At 44.1% G+C, this 22,030-nt stretch carries 16 protein-coding genes, 2 pseudogenes and 1 riboswitch; of the genes and pseudogenes, 15 read left to right on the top strand and 3 right to left on the bottom strand.

Translation table 11 applies throughout. From position 1 onward, the window contains the following. Positions 1-84: 84 nt before the first annotated feature. The 7 genes from ACMAZD_RS24865 (at position 85) to thiM (ending at position 6,346) form a co-directional block, all read left to right on the top strand. Positions 85-1,002, top strand: coding sequence for a DMT family transporter (locus ACMAZD_RS24865; protein ID WP_435249882.1), 918 nt, complete (start codon positions 85-87; stop codon positions 1,000-1,002). Between the two features lie 98 nt (positions 1,003-1,100). Beyond that, positions 1,101-1,212: riboswitch (TPP riboswitch) on the top strand. Positions 1,213-1,309: 97 nt separating this feature from the next. Then, positions 1,310-2,203 (top strand): bifunctional hydroxymethylpyrimidine kinase/phosphomethylpyrimidine kinase, encoded by an 894-nt coding sequence (thiD, locus tag ACMAZD_RS24860; RefSeq protein WP_435249881.1) that lies wholly within the window; start codon positions 1,310-1,312, stop codon positions 2,201-2,203. Beyond that, complete coding sequence (locus ACMAZD_RS24855) at positions 2,193-2,972, top strand: ABC transporter ATP-binding protein (RefSeq protein ID WP_435249880.1); 780 nt, start codon at positions 2,193-2,195, stop codon at positions 2,970-2,972. The genes thiD and ACMAZD_RS24855 overlap by 11 nt, the downstream gene beginning before the upstream one ends. Then, positions 2,965-3,780 (top strand): ABC transporter permease, encoded by an 816-nt coding sequence (locus ACMAZD_RS24850; RefSeq protein WP_435249879.1) that lies wholly within the window; start codon positions 2,965-2,967, stop codon positions 3,778-3,780. The genes ACMAZD_RS24855 and ACMAZD_RS24850 overlap by 8 nt, the downstream gene beginning before the upstream one ends. A 105-nt stretch (positions 3,781-3,885) precedes the next feature. Beyond that, on the top strand, positions 3,886-4,842 hold the full coding sequence (locus tag ACMAZD_RS24845) for an ABC transporter substrate-binding protein (protein ID WP_435249878.1): 957 nt from the start codon (positions 3,886-3,888) through the stop codon (positions 4,840-4,842). An 8-nt stretch (positions 4,843-4,850) separates the two neighbouring features. After that, positions 4,851-5,531, top strand: a complete 681-nt coding sequence (gene tenA, locus ACMAZD_RS24840) for a thiaminase II (protein WP_435249877.1) — start codon at positions 4,851-4,853, stop codon at positions 5,529-5,531. Between the two features lie 29 nt (positions 5,532-5,560). Further along, complete coding sequence (thiM, locus tag ACMAZD_RS24835; protein WP_435249876.1) at positions 5,561-6,346, top strand: hydroxyethylthiazole kinase; 786 nt, start codon at positions 5,561-5,563, stop codon at positions 6,344-6,346. A 135-nt stretch (positions 6,347-6,481) separates the two neighbouring features. Here the strand turns inward: thiM and ACMAZD_RS24830 are convergent, their stop codons facing one another. After that, positions 6,482-8,425 carry a methyl-accepting chemotaxis protein gene (locus tag ACMAZD_RS24830; protein WP_435249875.1) on the bottom strand — a complete coding sequence of 648 codons (1,944 nt, stop codon included), beginning with the start codon at positions 8,423-8,425 and terminating at the stop codon, positions 6,482-6,484. A gap of 265 nt (positions 8,426-8,690) precedes the next feature. Between ACMAZD_RS24830 and thiE the strand changes: the two genes are divergently transcribed. From thiE to ACMAZD_RS24810, 4 genes and pseudogenes are all read left to right on the top strand, one after another. Then, positions 8,691-9,308, top strand: coding sequence for a thiamine phosphate synthase (gene thiE / locus ACMAZD_RS24825; protein ID WP_435249874.1), 618 nt, complete (start codon positions 8,691-8,693; stop codon positions 9,306-9,308). A gap of 72 nt (positions 9,309-9,380) precedes the next feature. Continuing rightward, positions 9,381-10,133, top strand: a pseudogene (locus ACMAZD_RS24820) (AI-2E family transporter); the annotation flags it as partial. Positions 10,134-10,154: 21 nt separating this feature from the next. Beyond that, a complete protein-coding gene (locus ACMAZD_RS24815; protein WP_435249873.1) occupies positions 10,155-10,808 on the top strand; it encodes a potassium channel family protein in 654 nt (217 codons plus the stop codon). A 586-nt stretch (positions 10,809-11,394) separates the two neighbouring features. Beyond that, positions 11,395-11,988, top strand: a complete 594-nt coding sequence (locus ACMAZD_RS24810; RefSeq protein ID WP_435249872.1) for a hypothetical protein — start codon at positions 11,395-11,397, stop codon at positions 11,986-11,988. 231 nt (positions 11,989-12,219) lie between these two features. On the opposite strand, the gene ACMAZD_RS24805 is transcribed toward ACMAZD_RS24810, so the two are convergent. Beyond that, complete coding sequence (locus ACMAZD_RS24805) at positions 12,220-12,429, bottom strand: hypothetical protein (RefSeq protein WP_004731601.1); 210 nt, start codon at positions 12,427-12,429, stop codon at positions 12,220-12,222. Between the two features lie 458 nt (positions 12,430-12,887). Here ACMAZD_RS24805 and ACMAZD_RS24800 point away from each other — a divergent pair. The 3 genes and pseudogenes from ACMAZD_RS24800 to ACMAZD_RS24790 form a co-directional block, all read left to right on the top strand. Further along, positions 12,888-13,064, top strand: a pseudogene (locus ACMAZD_RS24800) (siderophore ABC transporter ATP-binding protein); the annotation flags it as partial. 382 nt (positions 13,065-13,446) lie between these two features. Then, a complete protein-coding gene (locus ACMAZD_RS24795; RefSeq protein WP_435249871.1) occupies positions 13,447-14,472 on the top strand; it encodes an HD domain-containing phosphohydrolase in 1,026 nt (341 codons plus the stop codon). Further along, a complete protein-coding gene (locus tag ACMAZD_RS24790; protein WP_435249870.1) occupies positions 14,465-19,435 on the top strand; it encodes an ATP-binding protein in 4,971 nt (1,656 codons plus the stop codon). The genes ACMAZD_RS24795 and ACMAZD_RS24790 overlap by 8 nt, the downstream gene beginning before the upstream one ends. 94 nt (positions 19,436-19,529) lie before the next feature. Here ACMAZD_RS24790 and ACMAZD_RS24785 read toward each other — a convergent pair whose 3' ends face one another. Continuing rightward, a complete protein-coding gene (locus tag ACMAZD_RS24785; protein WP_435249869.1) occupies positions 19,530-20,420 on the bottom strand; it encodes a LysR family transcriptional regulator in 891 nt (296 codons plus the stop codon). 245 nt (positions 20,421-20,665) lie between these two features. Here ACMAZD_RS24785 and ACMAZD_RS24780 point away from each other — a divergent pair, with 245 nt between their 5' ends. Further along, on the top strand, positions 20,666-21,892 hold the full coding sequence (locus ACMAZD_RS24780; RefSeq protein WP_435249868.1) for an MFS transporter: 1,227 nt from the start codon (positions 20,666-20,668) through the stop codon (positions 21,890-21,892). Positions 21,893-22,030: the final 138 nt, after the last annotated feature.

The following is a 22,030-nucleotide window of genomic DNA, read 5'->3' as shown; positions in this document are numbered from 1 at the left end:
AACAACAATAGCGTCCTTTCGGCAAACTAACTTTTGTCAATCTTCACTATTATCTATTTCAGAACTGAAAATTGGGTAATAGAAATGAATCTTGTCATCAATCGTGTTAACGAATTCCAAACGGGCACTTTAGCCATCTTGTTTGCTTCCATTTTATGGGGCACGACAGGCACCGCCGCAAGTTTTGCGCCTGATCTCAGCCCATTAGCGATTGGTGCGCTTTCAATGGGTGTTGGTGGCTTAATGCAAGCAGGCTTAGCGTATCGAAAGATCCTATCCGCGCTCGACAAGCTTTCGCTGAACAAGAAATTGCTAGCGTTGAGCGCATTGGCTTTGGCGGTTTATCCATTGGCTTTCTATTCATCTATGAAGTTATCTGGTGTCGCGATTGGTACGGTCGTGTCTATTGCAACTGCGCCGTTCTTTTCTGCTCTCTTAGAGTGTCTTATCAGCAAAAAGAATAATATCAACAAACGCTGGTTAACGAGCTTTGCAATTGGTGTGGTGGGTATTGGGTTATTGGTGTTTTCAGAGTCGTCATCGGTGAGTGAATCTGGTAACGAACTGAAGCTTTTGGGCATTGCTTTAGGTTTGGTTGCAGGCCTGTGCTACGCCATTTATTCATGGGCGACTAAGGCTCTGATAGACGAAGGCATTGAATCGCAAGCAGCGATGGGCAGCATATTTGGTTTAGGTGCAATGCTATTACTGCCAACGCTGTGGTTTACAGGGGGTAACTTGTTCGCGTCGAATTCCAATATATTGGTCGTGAGTTACTTGGCGTTAATTCCTCAATGCATGGGCTATATCGCGTTCAGTTTTGGCCTGCGACATGTCACCGCGAGCAGTGCCAACTTGATTACCTTGCTTGAGCCTGTCGTCGCCGCGGTACTTGCCGTCTGTATTGTGGGAGAGTTGATTCCATTGGCTGGGTGGTTAGGTATGTTCTTGATAGTGATGTGTTTGTTTATTCAGTCGAAGTCATCTAAAGGAACGTTATAAGTATTTGTTTTGTTGGGCCTAATTGAATTTTATTCATGTGTAATTCTTATAATTGAACAAAATCAGTATCTCAGTTGTGATAGTGCTGTTACTATCGCTATCAATAGTCGGGGGGCATATACCTTATTTGGTGTTTGCTGAGATCGTTAATCGAGACCCGTTGAACCTGATTCAGTTAACACTGGCGTAGGGAACTATAAGCACTCGATCTACGTCTGTTCTCATGAAAGCCTTTCATGACACTATTGCGACTTCTCCTTCGATCGGTGCTCGTTCTCCTACGTCTTGTAAGATAGTAGGAGCGACAATGACACACAGTTCTATTTCAAAAGATTTAACTCAAAAATCCGCAGTTTTAAAGCATTCTACTGATAGTTTGATTCGCACGAATACTCCGATTGTTTTAACCATTGCAGGTTCTGACAGTGGCGGTGGTGCGGGCATTCAAGCTGATATTAAAGCGATGTCTGCAACCGGTAGTTTTGCTTGTTCGGTGATTACCGCGATCACTTCGCAGAACACTCAAGGCGTTTCAGCCATTTTTCCCATCCCACTTGATCATGTCGCTAGCCAATTAGATGCAGTTTTTACTGACCTCAATATCGTGGCAGTAAAAGTCGGCATGTTGGCAGATGCGCAAATCATCAAAGTCGTTGCTGACAAAATTAAGCAGTACCAACCTAAGCATCTTGTGATTGACCCTGTAATGGTCGCAACCAGTGGTGACCTTCTTTTAGAAAACGCTGCCATTGTTACGCTAAAGCAAGAACTGATTCCTCTGGCAGATATCATTACACCTAATTTGCCGGAAGGCGCAGCACTTACAGGTAAGCCCTTACCTGAAAGCGAAGCTGAAATGCAGGGCATGATTGAAGATCTACGGGCCTTAGGTGCGAAAGCGGTGCTTCTAAAAGGCGGTCATTTAGAGAAGTACGAAAACAGTAACGACCTACTGATTCTGCCAACCACGTCTGCTCTGATTAGCGCGAAGCGTTTTCCTACCAAAAACACCCATGGCACAGGTTGTACGCTCTCTTCAGCCATTGCTTCTTTCTTGGCTCAAGGCAAAACGCTTAGGCAAGCTGTCGACCTTGGTAAACAATACATTTCTCACGCCATTGCTCATGCTGATGAGCTTCAAGTCGGTCAAGGCCATGGCCCAGTAAACCACTTCTTCGCTGGACACGGTAATGTTCGTTAATACGGTTGGCGTTCAACTCAGCAACGCGACCTTACGTTACCGCGATAGCGAGCACGCAACCTTATCGGGGTTGTCGCTTAGCTTAAACGCAGGTAAGTGGACGGTGTTACTGGGTCGAAGTGGTTGCGGAAAAACCACAGTATTGCGTTATCTGGCAGGCTTGCTGGACGACAAGGTGGAGTGGCAGGGCACATTGGCAACGTCTGATGAACTGCCTTTAACGGATCGTATCGCTTACATGGCGCAGCAAGATTTGTTACTACCATGGTTGTCGGTTATCGACAATGTGTGCCTGAGTCACCGCTTCCAAAATTTCGCTGATAAGCATCAAAGCCAAGCATCTCATAAACAAGCTCAAACCAATCAAGCAGTAGAGTTACTGACTTCGGTTGGTCTGGCCGATTACGCGGATGCTATGCCGGATCAATTGTCTGGCGGTATGCGCCAGCGTGTTGCTTTGGCTCGAACCTTAATGCAAGACAAACCTGTTGTGCTGATGGACGAACCTTTCTCTGCGCTGGATGCGGTAACAAGACACAAGTTACAGGTCTTAGCGTGTGAATTGTTAAGAGATAAAACCGTTGTGTTGATTACCCATGATCCACAAGAAGCGGTGCGTTTGGCGGATAATTTGTATGTGTTGCAAGGCACTCCGGCGAGTGCACAGTCACTGTCTGTGCCTAATACAGCGACACCAAGAGTGTTAGACGGTGAATGTGCTGAGTTACAACAAGCGATCTTAGATCAGTTGGAGCGTGATTATGAATGATCTAACGCAAAGCGAAGCTGTGGCGCGTTCAGCTAACGTACAGACTACCACTACACGCCCTCGTCAGATGAATCCCGTTATGCGTTTGCTGATCAGCAGTGCTGTGATTCTCGGTTTATGGCAGCTAGTTGTGGTTGTCTTCGAGATGCCGAGTTTCATTCTGCCAGCGCCTACAGAAGTCTTTTTAAAGCTGATTGAACGCTACGATGTGCTACTCAAACACACTTGGGTGACTGCGCAGGAGATCTTACTTGGTCTATTGCTCGGTTTGTCGATGGGGCTGTTTTTTGCCCTGCAGATGTTGATGTTCGAACCGCTGAAACGTTGGTTGTTGCCTATCTTAATTGCTAGCCAAGCGATCCCTGTGTTTGCGATTGCGCCAGTGTTGATGCTGTGGCTGGGTTATGGCATCGCGTCAAAAGTGGTGATGGCGGCGATCATTATCTTCTTCCCCGTGACCACTTGTTGTTACGACGGCCTGCGAAATACACCGACTGGTTATCTTGATCTTGCTAAGACCATGGGTGCATCGAAATGGCAATTGTTGCGTTATATCCAACTGCCTGCTGCGCTGCCAACACTGGCGTCTGGCATTCGTGTTGCTGTGGTGATTGCTCCAATTGGCGCGGTTGTCGGCGAGTGGGTGGGTTCGAGTGAAGGGCTAGGTTACCTAATGCTGCAGGCCAACGCGCGCATGATCATTGATGAGATGTTTGCGGCCTTATTCATCTTGGCGGTGCTGTCAATCTCGCTCTACTTCATCACCGATAAATTACTCAAAAAGGCCATCCCTTGGGAAAACCAATGATGGCTCGCTCAATAACACTTTGTTTAATAAAGCTTCGCTCAATACGATTCTTATAAACATAAGTTAGATACACATAAGAATAATATTCAAAAGGAAAGGTTAACTGTGAAAAATACAAAATTGATAGGTGCAGTGGCACTGCTTGCTTCGCTAGTTTCAGGTCATGCATTGGCGGATTCTGAACAAAAGAAACTGACATTGATGTTGGATTGGTTTGTGAACCCGAACCACGGCCCAATTGTGATTGCTCAAGAGCGTGGCTACTTTGCTGACCAAGGCCTAGAGGTTGAAATCCAAGAGCCAGCTGACCCAAGCACACCTGCAAAATTGGTTGCAGCAGGTAAAGTTGATCTCGCAGTCACTTACCAACCAAGTTTAACCATGGATGTGGCAGCAGGTTTGCCTCTCGTTCGTGCATCAACCCTTATCGCGACACCACTGAACACACTAATGGTGCTGGATAACGGCAAGAACGATTCGCTAGCGGATCTGAAAGGTAAGAAGATCGGTATCGCGATTGCGGGTAACGAAGAAGCGACGATCGGCACCATGCTGGCTCAAGAAAACGTTGAGTTCACTGATGTGCAAACCATCAATGTCGGTTGGGCACTGTCGTCTTCACTGGCATCGGGCAAGGTAGACGCAATCTGGGGTGGCTTACGTAACTTCGAAACTAACCAGTTAGCGCTTGAAGGCTTTAAAGCAAAAGCGTTCTTCCCAGAAGAGCACGGTGTGCCAGCTTACGACGAGTTGATCTTTGTGGCGAACGCAAAGAAACACGACGACGAAGCCATCAAAGCATTCAACAAAGCACTTGAGCAAGCAACCACTTACATTGTGAACCACCCGCAAGATTCGTGGAGTGAGTTTGTGGCGTATTCACCAGATACGTTGAACAACGAGCTTAACCAACGTGCATGGAACGACACACTGACTCGTTTTGCACTTCGCCCTTCAGCTGTAGATATGAAGCGTTACGACGATTACGCGCAGTTCATGTTCGACAAAGGCATCATCAAATCACTACCAAAAGCCGCAGATTACGTACCGACTTTTGACTAAGGAATCTCATGAAATACCAAGACTTAATCCAAGCTTGTCAGCAAGATTGGCAAGACTACACTGAGCATGATTTTGTTAAAATGCTGGCAAACGGCACTCTCGCTCAGCCGTGTTTTCTGCATTACCTAAAGCAAGATTTTCTGTTTTTGAAGCAGTATGCTCGTGCTTATGCTTTGGCGATTTACAAAGCTAAAACCTTGGCTGATATGCGTCGTGCACTGCCAAGTGTTCATGCTCTATTAGATTCTGAAATTTCACACCACGTGACTTACTGTGGTCTGTGGGGTTTAACCGAATCTGACTTGGAAAACGAGCCTGAAGATTTCGGCACAGTCGCTTACACACGCTACGTTCTAGATGCGGGCATGACGGGTGATCTTGTCGACTTATATGCGGCATTGGCTCCGTGTTCAATTGGTTATGCCGTGATTGGAAAAGCGCTGTTAGAAAGCAGTGATACCGTATTAGAAGGCAACCCATACGCAAGTTGGCTACAGCTTTACGGCGGTGAAGAGTTCCAGTCTGGCGTTGCTACGGGTGCGGAATATTTCAATCAGCTACTGGCTGAAATTGATATCAACAGTGAGCGCGGTCAAAACATCGTTCATATCTTTAAAACCGCAACGCGTATGGAAGTGGCTTTTTGGCAGCAAGGTCTGAATGCACTTAATGACTCAACCGCAGCTTAAAAGCGACTTTCACGAATAAGGATTTATCCATGCTAACTGAACAAATTATCCAATCGTTGCGTGCAGTACGAGAGCAAAAACCATTGGTTGTGAACATCACCAACTACGTCGTGATGAACAATACGGCCAATGCATTATTGGCGATTGGCGCTTCTCCTATCATGGCGCACTCACAACAAGAGTTGGCAGAGATGATGTCTTTCTCTGGCGCTTTGGTGATCAACATCGGCACGCTCGACAGTGTTTGGACGCCAAGAATGTGTTTTGCTGTTGAGCAAGCGAACGCGAACAACAAGGTTGTGGTTCTTGACCCTGTGGGTTGTGGCGCAAGTACGCTGCGTACCGAGACTTCTCGTGAAATTGCACGTTTAGCGGATAAGTTGATCATTCGTGGTAACGCGTCTGAGATTATCGCGTTAGCGGGCGAGCAAGCACAGAGCAAAGGCGTTGATGCGCTAGATAGCAGTGATGCCGCATTAGGCGCAGCGCAATGCTTAGTCGCTGAATACGGTGCTAATGTGGTGATTTCTGGTGAGACAGATTACGTTGTCACCAAAGACAGCGTTGTTACGTTAAACAATGGCCATCCAATGATGCCGTATGTAACCGGCATGGGTTGTACCTTAACGGCATTGATGGGCGCATTTGCTGCTGTTGGTGATGAAAGTGGTTTGGCTGCTGCGGCGGTATTGGGTGTGGTTGGTGAAATCGCGGCTGAGAACTCACGCGGCCCAGGTAGCTTGCAAATGAACTTACTTGATGAGCTGTATCAATTGGATGAAGAGACACTTATTCAACGTTTGAAGATTCAGTAGATTCAATCTGGCTATAAGCATTTAGTTCACTAAAAAGCCCCCAACACGAATGTGCTGGGGGCTTTCTTATTATATAAACCGTGTTTGCTATGTTTTCAATAAGCGAGGCTCTAAATAACAGAGACTTAAAGTTAGCTAGGTTCTAAATCGATTCACTTGGTTTTCTAAGTGATGAGCAACTTCGGTTAAGTCGCTCGCTGCGCCAGAAATGCTGCTTACAGACTCTTGGTTGCTCTGCGCGATGGTATTGGCACCTTGCGCGTTTTCACCCAACGACTTGGTTAAGCAATCTTGCTCGTCGACAGATACTGCGATCTGGCTATTTGCTTGGTTCAGATCTTGAATGTGTTGGTTGATCACATGTAAGTTCTGAGAAGCTTGCTGTGCCTGAGTTGAAGCATCTGAAACCGTGCTGTGGCTCTCTTTGATCGACTCTAACGCATCTTTAGCGCCACGTTGCAGTGAGGTGATGAGTTCATCAATCTGGCTTGCAGAATCTTGGGTGCGCTTAGCGAGCGTTCTTACTTCATCGGCTACGACAGCAAATCCGCGACCTTGTTCACCCGCACGAGCAGCTTCAATAGCCGCATTCAGTGCCAACAGGTTAGTTTGCTCAGAAACGCCTTTGATGACTTCAAGAATGGCACCAATGTTCATCGACTCTTTGTGTAGGTCAGTCACTTTTTGGCTGCTAACCTGCATGCTTTCATCGGCACTGCCAATTTCGTGCAGTGTTTTGTCTACTTCTTTGAGTCCCATCGCCACATTCTCGGTGGCTTGGTTTGCAACTTGAGATGCGTGGTTAGCACTTGCAGCAATTTCTGATGTGCTAGAAGCCAACTGATCGGCGGCTGACGAGATATTGATCATCTCGCTGTTCAACTGGGTCGCGTTGGTTGAGCTGGTGTTAGTCACTTGATTAAGCGACTCCGACATCTCACCAATACGCACACTAGAGCGGTTCACTTGGCCGACAATATCGCGCAGAGATTCAATGGTGATCTCCATGTTGGTGAGCAGTTCCCCGATCTCGTTCTTGCTCTCGATGTTCACTTCAACATTTAAGTTGCCTTGAGAAAGCTCATTGGTGATCTGTTTAACCTGTGCGATGCCTTTGGTAATAGAACGAGTCACCAACACGGCGCTCGTCATGCCAATCACCAAAGCCACACCCGTTAGCAAGAAGATGATTTGAATCGAACGTTTTTCACTGGCTTGAAGTTCTGGCGTTAATGCTTGTTTCTGTTGCTCTAGAATACTTTGAGCATCGGCTACTGCGATAGCTAAGCTGTCACCAATCGAGGCAAGCGTTGCAGTTCTTTGAGTGTTTTCAATCATCTGCTGATGAACTTGCTCAAAGCCTTTTGCATATGCTTCACGTTGGTTTGAGAAGTCTTCAATCAACTCACTTTGATAAGGGGATGATTTAAGAGACTCAATGTCGCCTTCAATACCTGGCAACGCGTATTCAAAGATATCTTTACCCGCTTCATAGGTTTTTAGGGCGTTGTTGTTTGAGTAACTCAGTACAGTGATCTTGGCTGCGAGGAAATTCTCCATCAACATACCCGCGTATAAGCTCGCGTTCGGATCGTTGTTGTTGTACGACTCATACAACAAGCTCTGAGCGGCTTTGAGGGCGTTGGTTTCTCGTTTGACCATCTCGACATTCACCAATTGGTCTATGAGCAGCTGGCTCTGTTTCATTGACCCATAAGCCACATCAAACGCCGCCACGCTGTCTTGCACTAATTGCAGGCTAGCTAAGCTATCGGTTTTGGTGGTGGTTTGGATTAAGTTGTTGAGTAGTTCATCAATCGCGAGTTTGCTTGATTGATAATTCGTTTCGTATTGCTCATCCAATGACTCTAAGTAACGTTCAGAAGCTAAACGCATCTGAAGAAAGTGCACTTGAATGTTGCCTGAGAGTGTCGCCTTGTGGCTGAGCTCACTGTACTGGCTAAAGCCGTTCGACAAAGTTTGGATACCTTTGTAACTCACAAGGCCTGAAATGACGAAAAAGAGTAAGCAGATGGCATAACCCAGCTTGATCTTAAACGCTATAGAAAGGTGGCGCATAACTATACTATCCCTATATTTACCTGATTCCTTCATAGCGAAGTATTTCATAAAACAGCATTCTGGGCAGGCTTAAGTGAATAGTTTGTGTAATAAGTAACGCTTTCGTTAAAAATTTCAGGATTTTCGGTATGCTTTCAATGAGTTGTATATTCAATGGTGCGCGCTTAATTGAGCTAATTTAGTATTAACTTCCATGCACATGATGCGAATTGTCGGTAAAATGGTAGCAACTTAATTTAGACTCCGACTCCAAAGGCTCGATATGAACCCTTATAAGCTCTATTTAGTAACGGATGACCAACAAGATTTAGAAACGCTTAAGTCCGTGGTTGAACAAGCGGTCGCTGGTGGTGTCACTATGGTTCAAGTAAGAGAGAAACATGGGGATGTGAGAGCTTTCATTGAACGAGCACAAGCTCTTAAGTCGATTTTGGCAGGTTCTAATGTGCCGTTGATTATTAATGACCGAGTGGACGTTGCGTTGGCTGTGGATGCTGACGGCTTGCATTTAGGTCAATCAGATATGCCTGCTGAGTTAGCCCGTCAGTTGATTGGCCCGGATAAGATTCTTGGGTTATCAATTGAAACTGAGCAACAGCTTCAAGAAGCCGATAGTCTGCCTATTGATTACATAGGCCTCAGTGCGCTTTTTGCCACACCGACCAAGGCGAATCTTAAGAAACATTGGGGTTATGACGGTATTAAAATGGCGTTGCAGACAACGAAGTTACCGATTGTCGGTATTGGTGGAATTAACGAATCGAACATCCCGCAGTTAGTTGAGAGCGGTATTCATGGGTTAGCACTGGTATCTGCGATATGTCACGCTGAAGATCCCAAACAAGCGACGCGGGATCTTTTGTCTCTAATGGCAGAGTGAAGGGGGCTGCTAGAAAACAAATGAGGTTAACCATTTGTTTTCTAGTTAAACAACAGGTTCATAGAAAGGCTAAAGCCGAAAGAATCTTTGCAAGACATCTCGTTAGTCGGCAAGAAAGTTTATGCGGCCCTGGTTCATGCTTCGTCCAATATAGAAAGCGTGTTCATTAAGTATGCGGAAGATCTCAAGATATTCGCGAGCAAAGCCGCATCTATTTTAGGTTCATTGGGTGGTGGTTTCATTCAATTTATTATCTCGACCACCATTGCTGGCGCGTTCATGAGTAATGCCGATAAATGCCAAACAGGTATGACTCACTTAGTGGCGCGTTTAACAGACGGCAAAGGTGAAGAGTTAGTACAGCTTTCTAAATCGACCGTGCGCAGTGTTGTGCAAGGTGTCATTGGTGTGGCTGTGATTCAATCCATGATGTCGGCAATTGGTTTGGTTATCGCTGGTGTTCCTGCTGCTGCATTTTGGGCGCTGGCAGTGTTGCTCATTGCAATCATCCAACGTCCACCGATTCTTGCTTTATTGCCTGCAATCATTTACATGTTCAGCGTTGAATCGACGTTGACGGCGAGCTTGTTCTTGGTATGGTGTATTTTGGTGAGTGGTAGTGACGCTATCTTGAAACCAGTACGACTAAGCCGTGGTTCTCATATTCCAATGTTGGTTATTTTACTGGGTACGCTGGGCGGAATGGCGATGTCAGGCATTGTCGGTCTGTTTGTTGGTGCTGTGATTCTGAGTTTGACCTATGAGTTGATGATGGCGTGGCTAGGGCTAGAAGATCAAAACCAAGAAGAAATTCAGAAAGACTAAGCAGAGATAGAGGAGAAATAGATGAAGCCAGTCTCGAAAGACGACAACTTTTACTTCTTATTTTATGCACTGTTGGTGTTGTTTTTTGGTTGTGCGGTGATGCAGCAGTTTTATCCGCAAGGGCAGAAAACGATACTATTCCTCATCATAATTACACTGGCGAGTTCAATTGTTGGTATTCATAAAGAGCGAGCCTTGTATCGCTCTTGGTATGGAATATTGCTGATAACGGCGACGGTGTCCGGTGTGTTTTCGTTTTTGGAAGGCTATAACCTGTCGATTATGACACTGTCTGCCTTAGCTATGTTTTTGTTTTCAAACATTTACTCGGCGTTAAAGCAGGTGATGAAAGCGACAACGGTGACCCCCAATCATATTATCGGTTCGATCTGTATTTACTTGTTGCTGGGATTTGCTTGGTCGACTATCTACTTGTTGATTTTGGAAATCTTCCCGAATGCATTTAGTGGTTTAGAAGAGCAATTCTGGTTAACGAACTTGTTTAATGCGATGTACTTCAGTTTCATCACTTTGACCACGGTTGGCTATGGAGACATTTCACCGACGTTGCCTATTGCTCAGTTCTTTGTGTTTATGGAATCTATCATCGGCAGCTTCTATTTAGCCATCATGGTAGCGAGCTTGGTGAGTATTCGGCTTGCTCAATCTCAATAGAGCATTTACAAATAATAGAGCACATACAAAGAAGCCCAGCAATTGCTGAGCTTCTTCTATTTTACGCTGTTCAAAGTCAAACGTCGCTTTGAGGTAAGCTAAGAATCTTAAGCTTCAGTGCCTGAATCTTTTCTAGTTCAGGGAGAGTCGTGCTAATAACGACTAATTCATAACATAGGTATAAGTCTTCACTGCAAGCCAGCGGAAAAATCGAAATAAAAAGGTTGTGGCTTTAAAGGCAAACTGGCGATTGAAACCATTGCTGCTGCAATGCTCACGCACTTATGTAAATTGGATTCTTGGTATTCTAAATAGGTCATGTTGTTCTTTCAATTCTCACGGTTATCTTTTATATGTAAGTCATGACTCCTGTCTGGCGGTATACCTTGTGCGACTAATGTACGAATATTCGTCTAGAGAGACTTACCATTTAATGCCATATGGATTAAAAGTTAGTCGAAAGAGAAGGCCTTGAGATAATTTGAGTACATAGCTAGGTGTAACTCATGAAGTTACCGAGAAATCATGGTTAATAGTGGTATGATCGCGGGCTCAGCACCGTGAGTTATTAAGAATAGGAAACAGAATGAGCAACCTTACCGATCAGCAAGAAGCTGCAATGGCTACGTTTAAGGAAAACTTACACCTTCCAAATGGTGGTTTTCATAAACTGATTATCGAGCTAAGTAAGGAATATCAGCTGCCTTTCCAAAAGGTGCGTGCGGTTTTAAAGAAAGCTCAAAAAGATGTTGAACGACAGATACGAGAAGACTTTAACAGTGTTGATGACACAGTACTGAGCCAAGCGAATTGGGTAAATATCATTAAGTCGAAGCTTGTTGAGTTAGCGGAAGAAAACCAAACGGTGATGGATAAGCTGCAACAAAACTTAAAGTATCAAAAAGTGTTGTCGGCAACCAATGGTTCAATCGCAAGTGAAGACGAGCGTGACGAATTGATTGAAGAGTTGATTCAAGCTTATGAGAAAGAGGTGTTCAAACCTTTACTGGCGATGCTGCATACAACAAAGCTGTATTGGAAGTTAATGCTGGTGGATGAGACATGTAAGATGAATGAGGAGAATCGTGAGAAATTCAGTGATTACCCTCAACACATGCAAGCTGCAGAACACTTATATACGCTGGATCAGAAGTTAAGGTCGATGCCGTTAACTTATTAGTCCATGAATGCACTGATAATGAGTCATTGGTGATTCAGAGTTCGATATAAGTTGGTTTCAATAGAAGCACTATAACCTAGCTAGCGTTAGCCGCGTGTGAAATGCAAAAAGGGCTAGGTTTCTGATCAGTTTTACTTCTACTCTATTTTGTTCTGCTAGAGCGAATTGAGGGTGACATCTTTTATATCTTTGGAACTAGGTGATGTTTCTTTTTGTCGCCTTTGGGAAATGCTATAGGAGTGTGAAATGTCCTAGGGTGTTTCCGTTGCCTGAAACGATAGTTCCGATGCTTTCTCGTTCATTAAATTCAAAGTCGATGAGATAACTGTGATGTTGTAGCTTGGGCAATATGTGGCGGTGGAGTATATCGCTATTGAGCTGTCGAATTTCGGTGACCCATGAAATCTCTTCTTTGTGTAAGTCTATTTTAATCTTGAGCATTTATTACCTTTTAGTTTATTGACTGTTTTTTCGCGTGATAGTTGGTACCAATGGGTTTGTCTTGTTGTTCTGCGTGACATAACTGTGCCTTGTGTTTATTACATTTATATTTAATAAGTCGATCTATTTTGAATTCGCTAAAAAGAAAGCAAATGACGAATAGAACGGTAGTGGGATCTAATTTAAAAGCTATTGAATGACTATCTGGGTGAAAGCTGACGCAGAGATGGTGTAACGAGGAATCGAGAACTGTCTTTGTGGAACTTGGACTTAATTTAGCATTAACAGCTCTATAGAGTAGAGCTAGTAGCAGAACTATACGCCTAGTTTTTTAAATTACAAGCCTATTTTTAATTAAATTTAAAAACATTTTTGATTATTTCTTCGATTTAATCACCGTGAGCTTGGCTTGCCAGATATTCAGCTCTTATCAGCACCGTACTCTTATCATCGCTAGCAGCTTGTTAGCAGTAATTCACGACATCAACTTTGCTTCATGCTACTCAGATAACATTGTCGCGATGAAAAAAGGCCAAGTGGTTAAGTCGGGTAAGATTTCGGAAGTGGTTGAAAAGTCAGTGATGGAATCGATTTATGAGATCCCATTTGAGATTCGTGAGTTCGATAGTGTTTGAATCCGTATGTACTATTCTGGTCGCTAGATTACGGGGTCTCTAGCCTGTTTAAACCCCTAGTTGCCAAAATGAAAAGAGCTCCCGTATAAGGAGTTCTTTTGGTTTCTGGTTGCCGAATCTGTTGCTAACGCCTCTTAATGCTCGAAAGCTTGATTAACCAAAATAAAGTTAGTTGCACAAAGGGTGAAAAATTGAATATAACGGTGAATTGTTCAAATATTGTACGCCGAGTTTCTTGAATGCATATGAGCTCAACGTTAGTTTGATGTCACTCGAAGATCTATCCTTTATTTTTAATAATCATTTGTCATTTTTATGTTGAGTGGTGTGAAAAGCCATCTACACTATGATTATAACTGTTTGATTTTTATACGAGGTATCAATGAGTCGTAAACCCACAGTGTTAGTCGTGGATGACACCCCAAGCAATTTGGATGTGTTGACTGCAATACTCAAAGATACCTATCAAGTAAAGGTCGCGATTAATGGCACCATTGGTATTAAAGTTGCCAAGATGGTACCGCAGCCAGACCTTATTCTCCTTGATATCATGATGCCTGACATCGACGGCTACGAAGTGTGTCGTCAATTAAAATCTCAGCCAAATACTGAGCATATCCCCATTATATTCGTTACCGCGAAGATTGGCCCTGAAGCTGAAGTAAAAGGCTTGTCCTTGGGGGCTGTTGATTATTTAACGAAGCCAATTACACCTGAAATAGCTCTACAACGTGTAAAAACCCATATCGCACTTTATGACCAGCAACGCGCGTTGTTTAGTCAGGTAAAAGAGAAAACCCAAGAGATCAATCTCGGCAAGCTAGAGACATTGAACATCTTAGGCCGAGCGGCAGAATTTAAAGATAATGAAACCGGCATGCATGTAATGCGTATGAGCCATTATTGCGAAATATTAGCCAAAGCCTTGGGCATGACAGACGAAGATGCCGAAACCTTGCGTGATGCAGCTCCGATGCACGATATTGGCAAGATTGGTATTCCCGATAGCGTATTACTCAAGCCGGGTAAATTGGACGCTGACGAGTGGACCATTATGCAGAAGCATGTCGAGTATGGTGTTGAGATACTTGGCAGGCAGAGCGATTCCAAACTGATGCGCATGGCGATTCAGGTGGCTCAATATCATCACGAAAAATGGGATGGCAGCGGTTACCCAAATCAGATCGCGGGAGAAGACATTCCTTTGGTGGGACGTATCGCCGCGGTTGCTGATGTGTTTGATGCCCTAACAGCAGAAAGACCCTACAAAAAAGCGTGGAGTGTCGATGAAGCATTGAGTTTGTTCGAAGAGCAAAAAGGCAAACACTTTGACCCTAAAATTGTGGAGCTCTTGTTCGAAAACTTACCTCATATTCTAGAGATTAAAGAGCAATTTAAAGATGAGTGATCGCTTAATGTTGTCGCTTAATCGTTTTGTTGTCTCCCTTGTCATTGGCTTACTGTTGTGGCCATTGGTCCTTCGCAGTGCCAATGCGGATGAAGTGACCGATACCGAGTTAAATCAGTGGCTTGAAGCAAAACCTACCATCACCTTTATTGCGCTTTCTGATCATTACCCTTACTCATTTATCGATGATGACGGAAAGGTTTCTGGGATCATCAAAGACTGGGCACTCGATCTTGAAAATCGATTTGGTGTTCATACGCGATTTATAAGCGTGAATTCACGTATTAAGGCCAAAGATGCCTTGTTAGAAGGGCGAGGGGATGTATTTCCTTTCCAACGGTTTGACCCCAGTGAAGGTGGCCGTTTTCTCGCGAGTGATCCTTATCTTCCTTATCAGGTCGCAGTGATTGTTCCCATCGACAACAAAATAGATACGAATATCGACCAAACTCAAAAGCGCCGCATCGCGATGGTTAATGAAAATATCGACTTGGACCGAGCTGGTGTCCAATTGAGCTCTATTGAACGAGTGGATTTTGATAACGTTATTGATGCAGTACGTGCGTTAGGGGCTGGCGATGTTGAAGGCATAGTCGGTGAGCCCATCACCACCATGGATCTGGCAAAAAAGATTGGTGTTCATGATCTCGCGGTCAATTATTTTCTGGAGCATTGGAAAAGGTTAGAAGCATCGATGGTGGTTCGGACCGATGAATCAGAGCTGCTGACGCTCATCAACAAACAGATTGAAACCTTCGATATGGGCAATAAGAACCAGATTCTCTCAAAGTGGTTAGACAGCTCTCCTTATCGAGTGCCATTAAATGGTGTATTTGGCTTTGGTAACCCTCCATATATGTACCCAGACAGTACCGCAGTAGGGCTAGAGCACGATGTTCTTCAACGCGCTCTCAATGATATGGGATACAAGCTGGGTGACGTTGTCACTCTGCCTCCTAGTGCCGCTAGAAAGGCCATTGACAACAACAATTCCATCGCTTTTGTTTCTGGTGTTCAGTTTGATGATCCTAATGCGCACTTTTTAAGTGATAACGTTCTTAATGTTGAGTTTGTTCCGGTTTCACTGACTCGCCGCAAACTTAAACTCCAGTCCCAGAAAGACTTGTCACTAGGGGCGTTACTGTTCGACGAAACCTCGCCAATTAAAAACTCTGTTGAAGTACTAAAGGGCAAGTTAGACATCGATCGTGTCGAAGACTACGAAGGTCTTGAATCGGCATTCTCACAGCTTAGGGCTCAAAATGTTGACCTGTTAATGGTTGAACGAAGAGTACTGGAATGGTTTATCACCAATACTCGTTTTATCGAAATGGCAGAGCTCACGTTACATGACGAGTATAAGGCTGAGTATCCGATCTATGTTGATTTTAAGAGCGAAGAAATCAGAGATAGCTTTAATGCCGCGATTAAAAGGCTTAAACAGGCAGATGATGGCTTAAACCAAATCATCGAGAGGCAGGTTCAAAGTGATTTAGGCCTAGTCCTTAAAAAAGCGAATACTATCGCGCAAATATCCGCGTATTTTATCGTCAATGACCGCTTTGAAGAGTTGACGGAAGTGTTTGAAATTTTTGACACGGACAGTTCTTTTCAGGTGATCACCGCACAAGCGGATAACAATAATCGCCCGATCAAATCTTGGTACATCGGCAACCTAGTTGATGAATACGGAGAGAAGAAAAACACCTCTCACTTTTCATCAGTTACCAAGATGGCGAATTATCGAACCAAGGGAGGAACGATTAATTCTGGCTCGATGACTTTCTATTTTGATACTAAATCGCTAGAACGAAACCACGTTTATTTTCCTGCGGTCGAGCAGTTTGATTCGTTTGGTGAATCGGCCGAACGCTATATCGCAGATGTGTATCAAGCAAACAATTTAATTGGTGAGATTTTAAATTTAAGTCCAAAAGAAAGACAATGGATCAAAGATAACCCAGGCGTGAGGATAGGTATCGATCCAGACTCTCTCCCTTATGAGGCGGTATCAAATACCGGAGAGTATATCGGGATGATTGACGATTATTTAACGCTTATTGAGCAAAAAACAGGGCTAGGCATCAATCATGTAGACGTGGCAAGTTGGTCTGAGACTCGAAGCTTAGTTGATCATCATGAGGTGGATCTGGTCTCTGCTGCTCAAGAAAATCGCTCGTTAGGGGATAACGTCAAAGCAGCTAAAAGCTTGTTTTCAAGTCGTTTGGCCATTGCATCGAGAAGAGACGTTAGTAGCTTGGTACTTGAAGAAGCTGATGGTTGGAAAATTGGTATCTTGAAGAACGCGGCAAACACTGACGCGATTGTTGAGAAATACCCTAACGTTGAGTGGGTGGAGGTAGAATCTACGGCAGATGGACTTAACCGATTGGATGATAAAACCTTAGATGGCATGATCGATACTGTCGACGTCCTCAACTACCTCATTGACTCATTTGGTCACCGTGAGATCGGGATTATCGGACGACTCGATTTTTTCCTTTCACCCACCTTACATGTCATCAAGTCTGAACCTTTGCTTTATTCGATTATAAATAAGGCGATTGAGAGCATTTCTGCTGAAGAACATCGAAAGATATCGGCGAAGTGGGCAGCACCAAAAGCGATAGAAAGAATCGATTACGAATTGGTTTATACCATTTCAGGTTTTGCTTTGTTGATCGTGTTACTTATCGTTTTCTGGAATCGAAAACTCTCGAAGCAGATAAGTATTGCCAATGATGCAACAGAGGCGCTTAAGAAGGCTCAGGAGCAGCTCTACAATATGCTCAATAGCTCTCCAATCGCTGCGAGTGTTGTGTTAGAAGAGAAGGTTCGTTATGCCAACGACACTGCGAAACGCTTGTTTGGAGTTGAAGGTCTGGATCTTGATTCTATCGATGTGGCTGCTATTCATGACTCCTTATCCGTTCGGGATGAGGTACATAAGGAGCTTAAACTCAATGCCAAGGTGGAAAATAAGGAGTTGGTGCTTAAAAAGTCTGATGGAACCCGTTTCGTCGCTCTCGTCAGTTACTATTTGTTTGAGCTAGATGGCGAGATAGCGACGCTATTTTGGGCGTTCGACATCTCTGAAATGAAGCGTCTTAACGAACAACTTGAAGAAGAGAAACAGAGAGCGGATCTTGCAAGCCAAGCCAAGTCTGAGTTTTTAGCGAACATGAGCCACGAAATTAGAACGCCAATGAACGCGATTATTGGTCTGTCTTATCTTGCGATTGGAGAGATAGCGAATCCGGTTGCGAAAAACTACGTCGAGAAAGTGCATCGTTCAGGGCATTCATTGTTAAGCATTATTAACGATATCCTCGATTTTTCTAAGATAGAAGCAGGACAACTGTTGATCGACAGTATCCCATTCAATGCGCTAGCGACCTTCCAAGATGTGATTGACCTTATGGAGTCAAAAGCGGCTGAAAAGCAACTCAACCTGTCGATGTCGATTGATCCGAAGTTAGACACTCCTCTGCGTGGCGATCCACTACGACTGTTCCAAGTGATACTCAACCTTGTTGGTAATGCGATTAAGTTTACGGAAACAGGCAGTGTCTCGTTAACCGTAGCTCTTGTTGAATCAGACGACGACAGCCTGACCATGAAGGTGATGGTGGCCGATACTGGCATAGGAGTTTCTGATGAGAATCGACACAAGCTGTTTGAAGCATTCAGCCAAGCAGATAGCACAACTACACGTAGGTTCGGTGGCACAGGATTAGGACTCAATATTAGCCAGAAATTGGTTCATGCGATGGGTGGCCAAATTAGCGTAGAGAGTGTTTTAGGCCAAGGTAGTGAGTTCTCTTTTGTACTGACATTACCCAGAGCAAGCGCTGAAGAATTAGCAGACTTTAAAGCCCAAGAGCTGCAATTGGATTACCAGATAGAGTTCAAAGGGCAAAGGGTATTGCTCGTTGAAGATAATGAGTTGAATCAAGACTTAGCTTTGGCATTCTTTACTCGCTCTAAACTGAATGTTGACTTAGCTGAGAATGGTAAAGAGGCGGTAGAGTTAGCTCAAAGTAATGATTACGAAATGATCTTTATGGATCTGCAAATGCCGATCATGGATGGTTTCGAAGCCACACATTTGATTCGTGAGTTTGATAAAGACGTGCCAATTATTGCCATGTCTGCCAATGTGTTTGCCGATGCGAAACAACGAGCAAGGGAAGCGGGTGTAACGGACTTCTTGGATAAGCCGATCATTATCGATAAAGTGACGTCGTTGATCTCCACATACATCGTGCCAGAGGTATTGGTTGAAGGCCAAGTCACACCAGAGTCACCTTCAAACACGATACAAGACAGCAGTTCTAGCCGTTCGAAACTAAGCTCCGATGATCCAATGGTTCTACCTGTGTTCTCGCCGTCTCGGTTCGAACAATTGACTTATCATGACGTGAAACTGCAGGCCAAGATGCTTGATAGATTCTGCCAAAGTGCCCCTGACATTATGTCGCAAATAGTCGATAACCTAACTCAGGGTGAGTGGGTGACGTTAGAACGGAATTTGCATACCTTAAAAAGTATGGTGGCTTCAATTGGTGGATTACGATTAGCTGAGTTACTCAGTGATTTAGAAAGCAAAGCTCACAATAAGGCGTGTGATGAGCACGGTCTTAAACAAGGTGAGATCGGGTTAATCGAACTGATTAAAGCGGTTGAGAGCAGCTTTGATGTGTCTGGTGCTGAAGGAGCCAATACGACAGGGACTGAACAAGCTAATGCGAGTATTGCTGATACTGCTGGCTCACCGAGTATCACGTCAGAACAGCGCATTCAGTTACTTTCATTGTTGGCTGCTTATGATAACGAGGCAACTCAATACGCGACTGAGTTGCTGGCACAGTATCCACATTCTGCTGTTCTCAAAGGTGTTCGAAGTGCGTTAGATAATTACGACTTTGAACGAGCCAAAGAGAGGCTTAGCGCTTCTGAGTAGCTGTCTTTTATAAATATCACATCAACATTAAAGCCTTTAGTTCTTACAGTGAAATAACGAACTAGTTAAAAGCTTTAAGTCTATCTATACCGAACTAATTGCTGACGTTTTGTTTAATTAGCTCGATTACCGTGTTGTATCTGTGTGGCAGCTTTCGGTTTCGCTTCTGAACCAAATACAGTGTTTCTTCAACTTCCACTTTTGGCGGGACAACATACAACTTATCGCGTTCTGGAAAATGCTCCACAGCGCCAGCAGGTAAAACCGTAAATCCAAGCCCTTTCGATACTGGCAGCAATATCTGGTGAAGCTGATTAATGTAGCCAGATTTTGGTATTTCATTCACGTTGATGTTGGCCAGATGTTTATCTCCGCATAAATCGAAATACAAAGACAGGTAGTGAGCGGAGTCTGGATGGGCAATTAGGCCAATCTCGTGCAGAACTTGTGGCGTTATCTCCAAATCAGCAAGACTGTGGTGGACGATAAGACACAAGGCTTCTTTGCCTATGACTTGGCTATGGTAATAACTGTCGTTCGGCGAGTGCCTCACAATGCCAATATCGGTAGTGCCTTCAAGTAAGTCATTCAATATCTTCTTGTTCGGCGCAGCTTCGAGGTGAATGTTCAACTCTCGGTGTTGCTGCTGTAACTCAAGACACTTTGGATAAAGACGCAAAGAGAGCGAACCTGAGCATGATAGATTACATTGCCCTGAATACGGGTTGTCAAAGCTTAGTGACTCAAAAAGGTATTCTTGGTCTTTTTCTAGCTTGAGCGCATAGCGATACATAATCCGACCTTGTTCGGTCAGTTCGAAACTCTTGTTTTCTCTCGATAACAAATCACAGTTACAAGCTTGCTCAAGCTTTTTGATGTGTTGGCTAACGCCTGGTTGCGTCATATACAGCTTTTCTGCGGTTTGGGTGAAATGACCAACTTCAACCAGAGTCTTAAATGTATTGAGCCAAAGTGGATTAATCATACTTACCTTTAAATGCTAACGCCCATGGATAAAAGGCTTATAAGTAACAGAGCCTATGAATAACAAAGACTATAAACAACAAAGCTTAGGAATAACAAAAAATTATTATTATCTTAAGTAATGATAATTTCAAATCCAGATCGTAAAGCGACGAAGATCAAAGCACCTTTGGTGGAATATCGTTCGAAGTATTAAGCGAATGGTCATTTACTTGAATTCATCAGACTTAACAAAGTGTTGCGACTTTGTTGGATTTTTGGTCTAGTGACCAACTTTACTCATATTTAGGAACGAAGATGAATAGAAATGTTTGGCTGCTCTCACTGTGTCAGGCCTTATTGATGACGGGTAACATATTACTGATCTCGGTGATTGGTTTGATAGGCAAGCAGATTGCTCCCAGTGTCAGTATGATTACTTTACCCGTTGCCTTACAGTTTTTGGGCTTAATGACAGCCACCATTCCTGCGTCTTTAATTTCAGGTAAGTTAGGACGAAAACGAGGATTTAGTATCGGTAATGTGGTGGGTATTACCGGAGCAAGCCTCGCGACTTACGCGTTATCTCAGCAACATTTCTATCTGTTTTGCTTCGCCACATTTTTGCTCGGGATAGGTATCGGTTTTGGTACGCTTTATCGCTTTGCTGCTATCGAAGTGTGTGACGAAAATGCGAGACACCGTGCGATTTCAATATCAATGGCTGGTGGAGTATTGGCGGCGGTACTCGGGCCTAACTTAGCGATCATGTCTCAACAATGGTCAGCAGATGGCTTGTACATCGGTGCTTTTGCTTCGCTGATCGGCTTGAACATCTTAGCTTTAGCCTTATTACAAACCATTCAGTTTCCTAAGGTCTCTTTTAATAGTCAGGCTCCCAAAACCGATCCTTTAAGTCTGATCGTTAAGGCGCCAAACTTTATTGGTGCTGTGTTTGCGGCCATGGTTGCTTACGCCGTGATGAACATTTTGATGACTGCAACGCCATTGGCGATGATTGGTTGCGGATTCGATTTTACTAAGGCCGCTGGTGTCATAGAGTGGCACGTGTTGGGTATGTTTGTGCCTGCATTCTTTACGGGTTCTCTCATCGAGAAGTTCGGATCAAGAATGATGATCCTTGCGGGCGGTGTGTTATTTGTGGTGAGTATTGCCATCAATATCCATGGCGTATCAATTTGGCACTTTAGGGCGGCTTTGGTTGTGCTTGGTGTGGGTTGGAACTTTATGTTCATCGCTGCGACAGGCTTGTTTAGCCAGTCTTATCAATCGCAAAATAAAGCCAAGGCACAAGCGTTTAATGAATTTGTTGTATTTGGGTGTGTGACCGTCACGGCGTTATTGTCTGGCTGGTTGGAGTCAACGGTGGGTTGGCAAAATCTCAATATTTATGTTCTACCGTTTGTTTTGGCGGTGATCTTATTGTTTGCATTCAGTGCGCGTAAATCACGCATTCAAAAGCAACCAGTGTAATGGTTCATAGAATGGTGGTTCAGCAAATCCGTTATTGTGATTAAAACGTAAGCATCTTGAACTGCGACCAATAAAAAGCCCTACCAAATCGGTAGGGCTTTTGCTTACGGCTTAAATAATAACGTTTTCTTAAAACTG

Origin of the sequence: Vibrio sp. nBUS_14, from assembly GCF_051201655.1 — a bacterium.
Classification (GTDB): domain Bacteria; phylum Pseudomonadota; class Gammaproteobacteria; order Enterobacterales; family Vibrionaceae; genus Vibrio.
The sequence above is the reverse complement of the archived record's forward strand: the minus strand, read 5'-3'. Positions and strand labels throughout refer to the sequence as shown.